At 59.8% G+C, this 14332-nt stretch carries 10 protein-coding genes, 1 tRNA gene and 1 riboswitch; of the genes, 6 read left to right on the forward strand and 5 right to left on the reverse strand.

Features of this window, described 5'->3' with window-relative positions; all coding sequences use genetic code 11:
• Positions 1-16: 16 nt before the first annotated feature.
• The 4 genes from Enr8_RS09155 to Enr8_RS09170 all read left to right on the forward strand — a co-directional run bounded on the left by Enr8_RS09155 (position 17) and on the right by Enr8_RS09170 (position 6378).
• A complete protein-coding gene (locus Enr8_RS09155; RefSeq protein ID WP_146430696.1) occupies positions 17-1387 on the forward strand; it encodes a sigma-54-dependent transcriptional regulator in 1371 nt (456 codons plus the stop codon).
• A 379-nt stretch (positions 1388-1766) separates the two neighbouring features.
• Positions 1767-3548, forward strand: a complete 1782-nt coding sequence (locus Enr8_RS09160) for a Na+/H+ antiporter NhaC family protein (protein WP_222434832.1) — start codon at positions 1767-1769, stop codon at positions 3546-3548.
• 33 nt (positions 3549-3581) lie between these two features.
• Positions 3582-5381: a gamma-glutamyltransferase gene (gene ggt, locus Enr8_RS09165; RefSeq protein ID WP_146430698.1), complete on the forward strand. Its 1800-nt coding sequence runs from the start codon at positions 3582-3584 to the stop codon at positions 5379-5381.
• A gap of 124 nt (positions 5382-5505) precedes the next feature.
• Entirely contained in the window at positions 5506-6378 is an 873-nt protein-coding gene (locus Enr8_RS09170) for a DUF1559 domain-containing protein (protein ID WP_146430700.1), read from the forward strand.
• A gap of 85 nt (positions 6379-6463) precedes the next feature.
• On the opposite strand, the gene Enr8_RS09175 is transcribed toward Enr8_RS09170, so the two are convergent.
• Positions 6464-6679: a hypothetical protein gene (locus Enr8_RS09175; RefSeq protein ID WP_146430702.1), complete on the reverse strand. Its 216-nt coding sequence runs from the start codon at positions 6677-6679 to the stop codon at positions 6464-6466.
• Positions 6680-6818: 139 nt separating this feature from the next.
• Positions 6819-6892, reverse strand: a tRNA-Arg gene (locus Enr8_RS09180).
• Positions 6893-7208: 316 nt separating this feature from the next.
• Positions 7209-7430: riboswitch (cobalamin riboswitch) on the forward strand.
• Between the two features lie 255 nt (positions 7431-7685).
• On the opposite strand from Enr8_RS09180, the gene metE reads away from it, so the two are divergent.
• Positions 7686-9986 carry a 5-methyltetrahydropteroyltriglutamate--homocysteine S-methyltransferase gene (gene metE / locus Enr8_RS09185; protein ID WP_146430704.1) on the forward strand — a complete coding sequence of 767 codons (2301 nt, stop codon included), beginning with the start codon at positions 7686-7688 and terminating at the stop codon, positions 9984-9986.
• 455 nt (positions 9987-10441) lie between these two features.
• On the opposite strand, the gene Enr8_RS09190 is transcribed toward metE, so the two are convergent.
• From Enr8_RS09190 to Enr8_RS09200, 3 genes are all read right to left on the reverse strand, one after another.
• Positions 10442-11722 carry an AAA family ATPase gene (locus Enr8_RS09190; RefSeq protein WP_246120015.1) on the reverse strand — a complete coding sequence of 427 codons (1281 nt, stop codon included), beginning with the start codon at positions 11720-11722 and terminating at the stop codon, positions 10442-10444.
• A gap of 556 nt (positions 11723-12278) precedes the next feature.
• Positions 12279-12824, reverse strand: a complete 546-nt coding sequence (locus tag Enr8_RS09195; protein WP_146430706.1) for an ABC transporter ATP-binding protein — start codon at positions 12822-12824, stop codon at positions 12279-12281.
• 117 nt (positions 12825-12941) lie between these two features.
• Positions 12942-13478: a methylated-DNA--[protein]-cysteine S-methyltransferase gene (locus Enr8_RS09200; protein ID WP_146430708.1), complete on the reverse strand. Its 537-nt coding sequence runs from the start codon at positions 13476-13478 to the stop codon at positions 12942-12944.
• A gap of 107 nt (positions 13479-13585) precedes the next feature.
• Here Enr8_RS09200 and Enr8_RS09205 point away from each other — a divergent pair, with 107 nt between their 5' ends.
• A complete protein-coding gene (locus tag Enr8_RS09205) occupies positions 13586-14329 on the forward strand; it encodes a hypothetical protein (RefSeq protein ID WP_146430710.1) in 744 nt (247 codons plus the stop codon).
• Positions 14330-14332: the final 3 nt, after the last annotated feature.

A 14332-nucleotide genomic window follows, 5' to 3' on the forward strand; every position in this document is an offset into this window, starting at 1 on the left:
GCCTCAGGTCCGCGAGATGACCACCACTCACGCTCCCAAAATCTTGTTCGTTGACGACATCCCCGCACTGTGCGAAGAGATGGTCACAACGCTGCGCGGCGAGCAACTCGACGCCGATTCCAATCTCAGTCCACTCGCGGCGATTCCCGAGATCGTGCAGGGGAAATACGACCTGGTGATCACCGGGTTGGTCATCGCCGAACTGGGCGGCTTCGAAATCATTCGCCGGATTCGTGGCGCCGGATGCCGCACGCCGATCATTATGATTACCGGCTTTGGAACCGAGCAATCGGCGATCGAAGCGGCGCGGCTGGGCGTCGCTGACTATCTGACCAAGCCGATCGAGCGCAAGGAATTGATCGCCCGCGTCAAACGAGTCTTAAAGCAGTACGCGACGCCGCAGACCGAGCAGCCTGGTTCGCTGGTGCGGATGATCTCGGGCGATCCGAAAATGAACGAGATCTTCGAGAAGGTCAAAACGATTGCGCCCACCGATAGCCGCGTCTTGATCTTGGGCGAAACGGGCTGCGGCAAGCAGTTGTTAGCTCATGCGATTCACCAGCAAAGCCAGCGAAAGCAAGAGCCGTACGTCGAAGTCAACTGCGCGGCGATCCCGGCAAATCTGCTGGAAAGCGAGCTGTTCGGCCACGAAGAAGGCTCATTTACCGGCGCCACCAAACGGCGCGTCGGCCGGTTTGAGACGGCGGGCCAAGGGACGATTTTCCTGGACGAAATTGGGGAATTGGGCTTCGATCTGCAGTCGAAGTTGTTGCATGTACTCGACAACGGGAAATTCACCCGAGTCGGCGGCAACAAGGAGCTCCGCAGCTCAGCCCGGCTCGTCTCGGCAACCAATCGCGACCTGATGAAGGAAGTCGAACTAGGCCGCTTTCGCGCCGACTTGTACTACCGTTTGAACGTGATCTCGATCGAGCTGCCGCCACTGCGCCGGCGGCCCGGCGACATTGGCTTACTCGCCCAGCATTTCATCAACCAGTTTGTTCCCAAGGGGAGCCAGCCGCCGACCTTTACACCGTCGACGGTCGAAGTATTGCGGCGGTATCCCTGGCCGGGCAACGTGCGGGAACTGCAGAACGTCGCGGAGCAACTGGCGGTGCTCAATCGCGGTCCCCGCATCGAAGCGACCGATCTGCCGTCTCGTATTCTGCAGGCCCGCCCCGTCGAGACGATCTCACCCACCGCTCAGCGTCAGGTACAACTCGGCTTTCGCAAAGCGAAAGATCAGTTTGAAAAGGAGTACCTGCTGACGATTATTCAGCAGGCCAACGGCAATCTCGCCGAAGCCGCCCGGTTGGCCGAAATGGATCGGGGGCAGTTCTATCGCCTAGCCAAACGCCATGGTTTAACGACCAACACGGACAGCTGACGCAGCCCCAGAAAAATCTTGTCCCTCCTGCCCTTTGATCTCAACTCGGAGACCGGATTGCCGCTAGATTGTTGACGATTCGTCATCGCGAATGTCAACACGTTGATGATTCATCAACACCCCTCTGCGGCGTTCGCTTATTTGGCGTGCAATGGGGATTCGCCTTCGGCTGCGCAATAGGCGAAGGCCGGCGATGGCAGCGATCGGTTCCTGGTCCGAAGGGGGGAAATTGAACGCGATCCTCAAGTTTTGACCGTCGGCAGGCTATTTCGGCGCCGCGGTTGCTAATGACCTTGGCCAACTCCCACGAGCGGGAAGGAAGCGTTCGACGGAACGTTTCCCTTTTGCGATATCCTCTCCTCGACCAGCAGAACGTTCCTTGCATCAGCCCACTCCCGAAACATCCCGCGATCACGGTTCGCTTACGGTGGACGAAACGTCCCCTCCTACCGCTTCCAGTCCCTGGAGCCGTTACGCCTTCTTTGCGTTGATCGCGATTGTCTTGGTCTGGGCGCTTATCATTGGCCGCATCGTGCAGCCGGCGTGGAGCGTTCAGAAGGTGGCGATCGAGCCGACCGACGAATTGATCGCGACCGAGGTGATCACCTTCGACGAGTCTGGCCTGACGCCGACCGTCTTACAGCAGCACGCCGATCAGGGAACCGCGCCGGCGGAAACCAGCGTGGTTGTCGTGGAAGACGCGGCCGCCGACTCGCCCAGCTACTTTCAGGTCACCGCGACCTCGCACTTCGGCATCTGGTCGCTCTTTCCGGCGGCGGTGGCGATCGCCTCGTGTTGGATTCTCCGCGAGCCGCTTACCTCCTTGTTGTTGGGAACGGTCAGTGGAGCTTTGATCCTGCGGCAGTACGACTTTACCGAGGAGGTTTTGCTTCCTTCGCTCGCTTCGACCCAAGCCGCCGGAATTTTGATCCTGTACCTCTGGCTGTTGGGAGGTTTAATGGGCGTTTGGGGAAAAACCGGCACGGCCGAGGCGTTCTCGGTTTGGGTTACCAAGCGGTTCGTCCGCGGCCCCCGTTCGGCCAAACTGGTTGCGTGGGGACTGGGCGTCCTCTTCTTCCAAGGGGGCACGGTCAGCACCGTCCTGGTTGGCGCCGCGGTACGCCCGATCGCCGATCAACAGCGAATCAGCCATGAAGAGCTCTCTTACATTGTCGATTCCACCGCTTCGCCGATCGCCTGCCTGGTCGCGTTCAATGCCTGGCCCTCCTACGTTCAAGCGTTGATTTTCATCCCCGGCGTCACCTTTCTGGCGACCGAACAAGAACGAATTCGCTTCTTCTTCTCGGCGCTTCCTTTCAGTTTTTATGCGATCTTCGCGGTGCTGGGGACGTTGCTGCTGTCCATCGACCGCGCGCCGGTATTGGGCAAAAAGTTTCGCGCCGCAATTCGCCGGGCTCGCGAGAACAACCAGCTCAATCGCCCCGGCAGTCACCCGCTTTCTCTGGCGGGTCAAACGCATCCCAAACTGCCGCCCGGCTACCAGCCGCATGTGATCGACTTCTGCCTTCCTTTGATGTTGCTGACCGGCATCGCCATCGTCAGCTTTTTCGTTACCGGCGCTCCGCAAGTCCGCTGGGGGTTTGCCGCCGCGCTGGCATGCGCCAGTGCGACGGCGCTGTTGCGCGGGATGCCGCTGAGAGATCTGGTTGAAGGGATTGGCGAAGGCCTGCAGAGCGTCGTCTACGCCTCGGTCATTTTGATGCTTGCGGTTACCCTGGGCGATATGACGCAAAACATCGGGGGCGGAGCGTACCTTGTCGATCTGCTCGGCAGTTATGTTCCTTCGCTTTGGCTGCCGACGCTGCTGTTCCTGATCACGATCGCGATCTCGTTCTCGACCGGCACCAGTTGGGGCACGTTCGCCGTCGCCTTTCCGCTGGCGATGCCGCTCGCGATGTCGGTCGCTCAAACGCAAGGACTTTCCAACGAAACGCTGTACTTAATGGTTTGCTTCGCCGCCGTGCTAAACGGCAGCGTCTTCGGCGACCAATGTTCGCCGATCTCCGACACGACGGTGCTGAGCGCCATGACCACCGGCGCCGACCTGATGGATCACGTCACGACGCAAATGGTCCCGGCCACGTTCGCCGCCGTCTTGGCGGTCATCGGCTGGACCTCGGTCACCTATTTCTTCTGTTGAACCGTTCATCCCTAAGCGCATTCCACCTTCGCAATGAAATCGCCCGCTACCATCCGCCGACCCTACTGTCGACCGCTCCTTTATGTAGGCTTGATCGCTTGCACGCTGCTGCTCTTGCCGCTGCAATCGCTTCACGCTCAATCAGCTCCGACTCGACCGCCGCGAGATTCGGCCAAAGTCGTCACCGGCAATCGCGGGGTCGTCGTCGCCGAAACGCAACTCGCTTCCGACATCGGTTGCCAGATCCTGGCCAAAGGGGGAAATGCCGTCGACGCCGCGGTTGGGGTCGCGTTCGCTCTGCAGGTCAGTTGGCCCGAAGCCGGTAATATCGGCGGCGGCGGGTTCATGATGATCGCTCCTCCCGAAGAAGAGGTCGTCTGCGTCAACTATCGCGAAAAGGCGCCCGCTGCAGTCGATCCGTTCAGCTTTGCCGATTGGAAACAACACCGCCATGCCCGCATGGCCGGCGTGCCTGGAACAGTACGCGGTTTAGCGTTGGCGCATGAGACGTATGGGAGCTTGCCGTGGCGGGAAGTAATTGCGCCCTCCATCGCATTGGCTCGCGATGGGCTGGTCGTCGATCCGCATCTCGCCTTCTCACTCAACTCGGTGCTGCGGCTAAAGTCGGTGCGTACGGAATCTCGCTTTGACGAGTTCCGCCGCGTCTATGGACACCCCGACCAGCGACCTTGGCAGGCCGGCGACCGCCTGTTACAGCCCGACTTGGCCCAGACGTTGACGTCGATCGCACTGCAAGGCCCGGCGGCTTTTTACGAAGGGGAAATCGCCAAAAAAATCGTCACCGAAATGAAGCGCAGTGATGGCTTGATCACCGCTCAGGACCTGCAGGGTTATCAGCCGCAGTTGTTGCCGGCGGTCGCCGGGGATGTTGGTCCTTACACGGTCTACGGCGCGCCGCCTCCGGCGTCGGGTGGTACGATCGTGCTGCTGCAACTGCGGATGATTGAGGCCCTCCGATTTTCGGCAGATAAGAACGGTCCCTATTGGACAGGCGATCAAGTCCATCTGCTGGTCGAGGCGATGCGTCGCGGCTTTCGCGAACGAGCCGCCTGGCTGGGAGATCCTAACTATGTCGCGATTCCCCCGCATCTACTCACCCCAGAGCACGCCCGGCGATTGGCGTCCTCGATCGACGTCGACAAGGCGACTTCCAGCGAGGAAATCGCCGGCTCGATTCCTCTGTCGGAAGGCCCCTATGAAAGCGCCGAAACGACCCACTTCTCGGTCGTCGACACAAACGGCCTGGCGGTCAGCAACACCTACACGCTGGAAGGAACGTTCGGCTGCCGAATCGTCGTCCCGGGCGCCGGTTTTGTGCTGAACAACGAAATGGGGGACTTCAACTGGTACCCAGGCTACACCGATCGCAACGGCAAGATCGGCACGACGCCCAATCAACTGGCCCCCGGCAAACGCATGCTCAGTTCGCAGTCCCCCACCATTGTTCGGGAAAACGGCAAGCTAAAGCTCGTGGTCGGATCGCCCGGCGGTCGCACCATCATCAACACGGTGACCGAAATTCTGGCGCAAACCTTGCTGCTGGATCGCCCGCTGGAAACGGCCATTAGCGGTCCCCGTTTTCATCATCAATGGTTCCCCGATGAAATCCGCTTTGAGACCGATGACCAAGGCGTCTTCACCGCCATGCAAGAGGAGCTGACGGCGAAAGGCCATCGCATCGCGGAGCGTGAAGCCGACTGGCGACAAGGCTCGGCTCATGGCATCGTCGTCGACTTGCCGTCGGGCGAAGCGACCGGCGTGGCCGATTGGCGACGTGGCGGCGGCGCCAGTTCCGTTGCAAGTAAACCATAAACCAGAATCGCGTTCGCTATCGCCCCTAGCGACGCCAAAAGCTGTATTTCGTCCTAGCCCTCCATTCATGCGAAGAGAATTTTTTCTTTCCTCGTTCCCAAGAACCATGCTGGAGCAAATTGCGATGACTCACAATTTCTTAGGACGCCAATCGCGGCGAGCGTTCACCCTGGTGGAACTATTGGTGGTGATCGCCATCATCGGCGTGCTGATCGCGCTCTTGTTGCCGGCGGTGCAGCAAGCCCGCGAAGCGGCGCGGCGGATGAAGTGCACCAACAACCTGAAGCAGATCGGCTTGGCCCTGCACAACTATCACGATACGTACGGCCGCTTGCCAGCGTCCTACTATCGCGACCCCGACTACTACAATCGGGGTTGGGGCTGGAGCGTAATGATCTTGCCGCAGCTAGAGCAATCGAATCTTTACGATGCGCTGGAGGTTTCGACGATGCCGATCCCCCGCGATCCTGACGAACGAACCCAAACGCCGCTGACCGCGTTTCGCTGCGCTTCGGACACCGGCCCCGATCTTAATCCCGATCGAAATGACCAAGGGATGTCCAACTACGTCAGCATTCAAGGCGCCGACAGCGCCGGCGGTTATCGATCCAGCTCTGCAGACCTGGGAGACTACGGCGGGTTCATGTTCCAGCTTAGCGCCCTGAAGTTCCGCGACGCCACCGATGGCCTTAGCAACTCGATGATGGTCGGCGAGCGGGCCTACGTCGACAAGGCGCCGGAACGCCCCTGGCTGGGCGCTCAATGGGTTGGCGTTACCTATGGCGCCGGCTACGCCGGAACGATGCGTTGCCTCTGGGGCAACGACGACTACCGCATCAACGGCGAAGCGACCTGGGCGATCTCCAGCAACCACCCCGGCGGCGCCCAATTCCTGCTCGGCGACGGTTCCGCCCGCTTCATCGGCGAAACGATCAACGGCGACACCCTCATCCGCCTGGCCCAGCGGAACGATGGCGAGGTGATTGGGGAATACTAATCTCTTTCGCGAAGAACAGCGTACCGGAAGCCGTCTGCCAGAATTGGCAGGCGGCTTTTTGCGTTCTTGTTTGGTCGTCCCAATACTAGGACGAAGTCGGATCAATTCCATAGAGCTCTTTGATGCGATCCGCCGCGATGAAATCGGACGCGGAATTATAATTGTTAGGCTCCGCCAAGAGCTGCTTGTATTGCTCGAAAGCAGCTTCTTTGTCCGGTCCGAGATTGACCTGACGACCATTGAGAGTGACATACCAGAGGCCCCGCTTCGGGCGGAACCAGGGTTTGGGAAACTTACGCATTGAACCACCTCCCGACCTGTTGTGAAAACAGAGAAAGGACCGAGAGGTCTTTTGCGGGTCCTAGTCAGCACTACCTGGCTAGGACCTTTTTTCGTGACAAAATCAGTGACTATGTCACGTATCGTCGTTGTAAGTTTAGTACGGATGGCAGGATTCGAACCTGCGACCTTCGGTTTCGTAGACCGACGCTCTATCCAGCTGAGCTACATCCGCATGCTTACCTGTGATGACTTGCGTCCCACGGCAGATCACAAAGTTTAGCCGCACTCCGCGCATGCGTAAAGGGGACGCTGGGCGATCTTGGCGTTCATTTGCGAAAAAATTGCTCTCGCCTAAACGGTTGCAGGCATTGGGGTTACTTGCGGCCTCTACGTTGGCGGCCTCTGCGCCGGCGGCGGTGAGACCCGGTTTACGGCTTGCAGCGATTATTTCCCCTCGGCTTTGGTCGCTTGGCGGTGAGCCGTCCGTTTTTGTCTCCGACGTGCCGGCGACGGGCCAATGTAGGTTGACGACTTCCTTCTCTATCGGATAGCTTGGCGACGTGATTGGTTCGCTCCCTTTTTGTGGAGCGTCGAAAGAGGGAACTCCGGTGAGAAACCGGGACAGCCCCCGCTGCGGTAACCAGAAACGAACGCCGTCGGTAAGCACTGATCCTCGTCGGGTTGGAAAGCAACGGCCAGTAGGAACCGCCCAGCCCAACGGCTCGGCCCAGTCTGGAAGTCCGAAGACCTGCCAGTCGCCTGCATCGCTTGATGCGGTTTCGTCATACGCCTTCGGGGATGGAGGCGCCATGGAGATTCCTACGATGACATCGTTTCTCGATGTGCGCGCCTGTGCTGCGCAGCGGCGAACTCGCTCGCCGTTTAGTCGCTCCCACGCTTTGTAGCGACTGAGCAAGTTTCCGCCGGTTTTCTTATTCGTTTCGCGCGCAGGATCTGTTCCGACATTGCTATCCGGACGCCGCTCCTGCTGCGCGCTACCTGCGCATTTAATAAGGTAAGCGTACATGCAATCTGCAAATTTAGGTTTTCCTCGCATTGGTAAAGATCGTCAGCTCAAGAAGGCGGTCGAGTCGTATTGGGCCGGCAAGTTGCCCGCGCCACAGCTGCTTCAGGTCGCGGCCGAATTGCGGGCCGAGCATTGGCGTCTGCAACAAGCGGCCGGCATCGACTCGATCCCCTGCAACGACTTTTCGCTGTATGACCAGATGCTCGACATGGCGGTCGCGCTCGGCGTAATTCCGCCGCGATTCGCCCAGCTCGACGTTTCGCCGCTCGAACGCTACTTCTTGATGGCCCGCGGTCAGGCGCCCGGCGTAGAGCTGCCGCACGAAGTTCCGGCGCTCGAAATGACCAAGTGGTTCGACACCAACTATCACTACCTGGCGCCCGAGTTTGAGCACGACCAAGCGTTCGCCGCCGACGCCGCCAAGCCGAGCGCCGAGCTGGCCGAAGCGGCCAAGCTGGGCATCGCGGCTCGGCCGGTGGTGATCGGCCCGGTCACCTTTTTGACGCTCGGCAAACTGCGCAGCGCGACTGGCGATCGCTTCGATCTGCTCGACGCGCTGCTCCCCGCCTATGTCGAACTGCTTCGGCAGATCGTCGCAGCCGGAGCAACCTGGGTCCAGATCGATGAGCCGATCTTGTCGACCGACCTGGGCGACCGGCAGCGGGAGGCGCTGGTGACGACCTACCGCACGATCGCCGCCCAACTGCCGCAGTTGCAGGTGATGCTGGCGACCTACTTTGGTCCCTTGGCCGAGAATCTGACGCTGGCGGCTCAGTTGCCGACGGCCGGCCTGCACGTCGACCTGGTTCGCGGCCAAGAGGACGCCCCCTTGTTGGTTGACGCTTTGCCTGCCGACAAGATCGTTTCGTTGGGCTTGGTCGAAGGCCGCAACGTCTGGAAGGTCGACGCCGCCGCCGCAATCGCGCTGGCGACGCCGCTGGTCGAAAAAATAGGCGCCGACCGCGTGCAAATCGCCCCCAGCTGTTCGCTGCTGCATGCTCCAGTCGATCTCGACGCCGAGACTGAACTGGACGACGAACTGAAAAGTTGGCTCGCGTTCGGCAAGCAAAAGTTGGCCGAGGTCCAACTGCTCGCCACGGCGCTGCAAGGCGACCAAGACCAGGCGACCCGCACTGCGTTGCGGGCCAATCGTCTGCCCCATGTCAGCCGGCAAACCTCGGAACGCGTCGTCTCGCCATCGGTGCAAGGTCGCGTTGCATTCGTCGACGAGCACATGCAGCGTCGCCGCAGTGCATTTCCACAGCGGCGCCCGGTTCAGCAGACGGCGCTCGGCCTGCCGGCGTTTCCGACCACCACGATCGGTTCGTTTCCGCAGACGAGCGAAATCCGCCAGGCCCGAGCCCAACATCGCCAGGGGACGATCTCGCACGACGACTACGTTGCCACGATGCAGGCTCAGATCCGCGAAGTAATCGCCTTTCAGGAAGAAGTCGGCTTGGATCTGCTGGTCCATGGCGAGCCGGAGCGGAACGACATGGTCGAGTACTTCGGCGAGTCGCTCGATGGTTTTGCAATCACCCGCAACGGCTGGGTGCAAAGCTACGGCAGCCGCTGCGTCAAACCGCCGATCATCTACGGCGACGTTTCGCGTCCCAAAGCGATGACCGTCGAGTGGATTCAATACGCCCAATCGTGTTCGACCAAGCCGGTCAAAGGGATGCTGACCGGGCCGGTAACCATTTTGTGCTGGTCGTTCGTTCGCGATGATCAACCGCGGAGCGAAACGACCCGCCAAATCGCCCTGGCGATTCGGGACGAAGTCGAGGATCTCGAAAAGGCTGGCGTCCGGGTGATTCAAATTGATGAGCCTGCGTTGCGAGAAGGATTGCCGCTGCGAAAGCGCGATTGGGACGCGTACCTGACGTGGGCCGGCGATTGTTTCCGACTGGCCAGCAGCGTGGTGGCGGACCAGACGCAGATCCACACGCACATGTGCTACTGCGAGTTCAACGACATTATCGAAGCGATCGCCGGACTCGACGCCGACGTCATTTCGATCGAAACGTCGCGCAGCGACATGGAACTGCTCGGCGCGTTCGTCGATTTTCGCTACCCGAACGAGATCGGGCCGGGCGTCTTCGACATTCATTCGCCGCAAGCGCCCACCTCGGCGTCGATGCTGCGGCTGCTGACCAAAGCGGCCGAGGTCTTGCAGCCGTCGCAGATCTGGGTCAATCCCGACTGCGGCCTGAAAACCCGCCAGTGGGAGGAAGTCCGACCAGCGCTAAGCAACATGGTCAAAGCTGCCGAAGCGGCGCGTCAAAGTTTGGCTACCTGACGCACGCCTTAGCAGCCGCCCGGTCGCCAATTCCCCAACCGGCGGCCGGGCATTTTTATGCGCGTATGACGCTCGGTGCGAGTGCGCACGCCAACAAACCGGACCACAGCCCGCACGTTTTTTGATCCCCCCATCCCCGTAGGGTCCGCTGTGCGGACCAAGAGCCTGCTGGCTCGGTTATTTGGCGAACAACCCCAACCGGACCGCCACGTTCCAAAATTTCCGAATTGCCAAACACCGCCCGCATCTTCATCAGCCCCACCGGGGCGATCTAACCATGGCGCGGAATGTCGGTTCGCATTCTGCGATGGACTGGACCGATGGTTTGCATTTTTTTTGCTCGCCGACGTCGATCGGGACTGGACCGCAGCGCACGTTTTTTTCGAGCCCCCATCCGCGTAGGGTCCGCTGTGCGGACCAAGAGCCTGCTGTCTCGGCTATTTGGCGCCCGTTGCTCATGCTTGTTGAGCAGGTTCGTGGTCCGCACAGCGGACCCTACGACTGGATCGCCCCGTTTCATTTTTTTCTTCGCCCGGCGGCAACGTATATCGCTTGAGCGTCGAATGGGGTTCTTTCGGCATCTCGACAATCTTCCCGGCCGTCATCATCCGGTCCCAGGTCGGGCCGAACTTGCTGCCGCTCATGCCGCTGTTGCTGCGGATGTTGTATTTGCAGAGGCCGTTTTCACCAGCGTCGAGCAGGACGCGGCGAAGTTGGGACTCGAGCTTTTCGAATTTCACGTCTTCTTTCGCTTGCTTCGCGGCGGCTTCGATCTCGGTCGCCTCGCGCAAGGAAACATTCCAGCGGCGGCCGCCCTGGTCGGAAAGACGACCTTCGTCGATATCAACGCCCCACTCGCCACCTTGCCCGGCGTAGCCGCCGATCGACAGCCAGAGTTTGTGCTTTCCGCTGCCACTTTGAAACGCTTCGCGACGATTCACCAATAGCCATTGCTGGGCGAAGTCGAGACTGCCCGCCAAGATCGACGCGTCCAGCTTGCCCGGTTTCATTTCTTTGCGAGTTTGCACGCAGAGAATCGGCGTGGCGCCAGCTTTCGAAATGGTCTTTACCAGCGTTTGAATTGCTTCGGCCTGCTTGCGTTTGTTGGTGGAGCCAAGACGCAGTGGATCGATCACGACGACTTCCAGTTCAAACTTCTCGATCCACTCCCTCAGGCTCTCCAGGTTCTCTGGAGCTGCCGGCTCCTCGACCGACATGAACCACTGCAGGTTGTCGAGCGTTGGGTTTTCCTCGCGGGCGGCGCTCCACCGGACCGCCAAGTCGGTGAGCTGCGACTGCTTGTTGTCGGCGCCAACAAAGCCGACGCGGAACACTTTTTCGGCGGCGAACTCTCCCAAAAACTTGCCGCCGGTCGCGAGCGCCGCGCACAGATCGACCGCCAGCGACGACTTTAATGTCTTGCTCGGCCCAACGATCACTGCCGGCTCGTTCTTGGTTAGCAGGTTGTTGAAGAGCCACTCTTGCGGCTTTCGCTCGGCGAGCATTTCGGCGGTCGAGAGCGTGCGATGCGTCTCTTTCGCTTCATCACCGCCGCCGACGTCGAGGCGAACGATACCTTGATCGGCGGTGAAAAAATCGACTCCCCTCCGTGCGTCAATCTCTTTTTGCACTTTCGCGATTTCGGCGGTGATCTGTTCGACCTCTTGCTGCTCCCGGCGGTCTTTCCGCAGCTGACGCATCCGGGCTTGGAACTTCTGAATTCGGGCTCGGCGCATGAGATTTCCCTTGGTTTGTGAAAACAAAATCTGGGTGCCACTGGCCTTCAGCCAGTGTCTTCCGTGAATCGATATCCAACTCCATACTTCGACCGCGTCACTTCGATCTGAAGAGCACTGACGGAAGGCCAGTGGCGCCCGGTGGGAAGTTGGTTCGCTCAGCGCGCAGGGAGAGCCATCAGCGACCTGCGTGCTTCGGAAAATTCGCCTTGCCGCCATGCAGGGCGCGAAGAATTTTGGCTCGGCGGGCGGTTGATCAGATGCCCGCAACTTTAAGGGGTGTAGTGTACGAAATGCCAGGCAGTTTTGCAAGCCTTTTTTGACGCTTCGTAGGCCCTGGGTAGGCTGGGTCGAGCCGCTGGGTGCCACTGGCCTTCAGCCAGTGTCTTCCGTGAATCGATATCCAGCTCCGTACTTCGACCGCGTCACTTCGATCATGAAGAGCACTGGCTGAAGGCCAGTGGCGCCCGGTGGGAAGTTGGTCCGCACAGCGGACCCTACGCGGGAGGTGCTTCTGGCCGCTTTTGGCGTTACGCCGCGGCCTGCCCTAATTTGGTTACAGCAGGACTGGGCCGCCCGGTTCTAGCTTTCCGGCGATCACAAACCCGCTGACGATCATCACCAGCAAACCGACCAGTGCGAACGCCCAGAAGACGAAGCGGAAGCACTCGGCGTAGTTGTAGTACATCCCTTCAAACGTCAGGTTGCCTTCCCGCAGTTTCTCGAACTGGACGCGCTCGAACGAAAAGAGCCGCACTGGGTTCGGCATGTTGTTGACGTCATCCAGCTTCTGCAACCGGTCGAGATGGACGAGTGCGTCTTCGCCGTTTTTGACCAGGCGTCGCGTTCGCTTGTCGAGCTTCGAGAAGGCGAACGAAAAATAGATTAACAGGAAGCCGAGGATCAGGCCGAAATAGCCGCCCAATTGCCCCGGCGAACCAGTTCTCATCAGCAGCGCGAACCCGCCCAGCAGCGCCGTCGAGAGAATGACGTAGAAGTGAAACGCCCGCATCCGATGATCGGAATGGAGGGCGAAGTAATCCCAGGCATACTGCCGAAACGTCTCGTCGCGAATCGCCTCGGGCGGCTTCTTTAAACTCATAGCTGCTCGGCCATTGAAGGATCGGGAAGCGTTGATGCGTCCGATTCTAGCGAGCGAGCCAAGCGCTGTCACACTTTTCTTGGGTGAGAAAAGAGATCTGATAGGTCTTGGCCCAGCCTACGTGGAGGTGGTTTTGGTCGCTTCTTGCTCGAGCTTTAGTAGCCGCTTCTTTAGCGGCAACCCTTCTGGCGCCGAGTAGCCGCCCAGCTTGCCGCCGGCGGCGACGACGCGGTGACAAGGGATCACCAGTGTGATCCGGTTCTTGGCCATCGCGCTGCCGACGGCGCGGGCCGCATTGGGCGAACCTGCTTTGGCGGCAAGTTCTCCATAACTCAGGGTCGTGCCGGGGCGGATCTTGCGGCACTGCTGATAAACCCGGGTTGCGAACGGCGGATAGCCGGAGAGGTCGATTTCGATCTCCGTCAGATCCACCGGTTCGCCGGCTGCGTATTGCTGCAAGAGAGCGACGATTTTTTGCTGCTGCGCCGAGAGCCCCGCACCGCTTTTTCGGGGGCGTTTGCCGGGCGCGAACGAGAGTCGATAGACCACGTCTCCCCGCAATTCGATTTCAAGCGGTCCCAGGTCGGTCGCTATCGTGAAAATAGTCGGCGTAAGGGCACTGTTTGCGGCTTGGCGTCGGGTGGAAGTCGGCATCACGGACTTTCCCCAAAGGGGCGAAAAGCTATACTAAGGTTCAGCGGATAAACCAATTTCTAGTCTATCCGACTATCTACCCTCGAGCGCTCGATAAGGAAAAACGGATGGCCGGTTACCGATCGCTGAGTGACGACTGCTACGTCAACATGAACCTCAATACCGAGATGGATCTCCCTAGCAGTCGCGAAACGGTGCTGCACTTTTTTGAACAAATCCGCAAGAAGTTTCCGCTGATGCGTAACTTCTATGCGCGGGAACGTTCTGAATTTGTGTTGGAAGAAGACAAGGATCAAGGCAACTATCGCTGGGCCTCGGTCGAAGCGAAGCGAGTCCTCTCGGGCTGCGTCAACATCGACAACTGGGACGACGCGATCGATCAGCATCGGTTTGTGCTCGAGCTGGTTCCGTACCTGTTGTCGGTCAGCCCGCTTGATTGCGAATCGCTGAACCTGATGTACGGTTTCGATTTCACCTATCGCGGCAACCACAATCAACTGGTGGCCGAGGCGCTCGGTCTGTCGCCGGCGTTTGAACGCTTGGCCCGCAGCAGCGATCACCGGATGGTCAGTTGCGAACCGTCGATCCAGTTCGCCCTGGATGACGACTGCCGCACCCAATGCCGGATCAGCATCGAGACCCGCACCAGCGCCTACCACGTCCGGACCGGTGAGTTTCCGGAAGAGCAACTTAGCGTCTATTTGACGTTACGCAACTACGGCAGTCTCGATCCGGGGCAGACCTATGTCGAAACGCTCGACCAACTGCACGCCGCCGCGACCCGTATCATGGACGAGCATGTCATCGGCAACATCCTGGAGCCTCTCCGCCAGGCGATCACGCTGCGGTAAGGA

This window comes from Blastopirellula retiformator (assembly GCF_007859755.1).
In the GTDB taxonomy this organism is placed as follows: Bacteria; Planctomycetota; Planctomycetia; order Pirellulales; family Pirellulaceae; genus Blastopirellula; species Blastopirellula retiformator.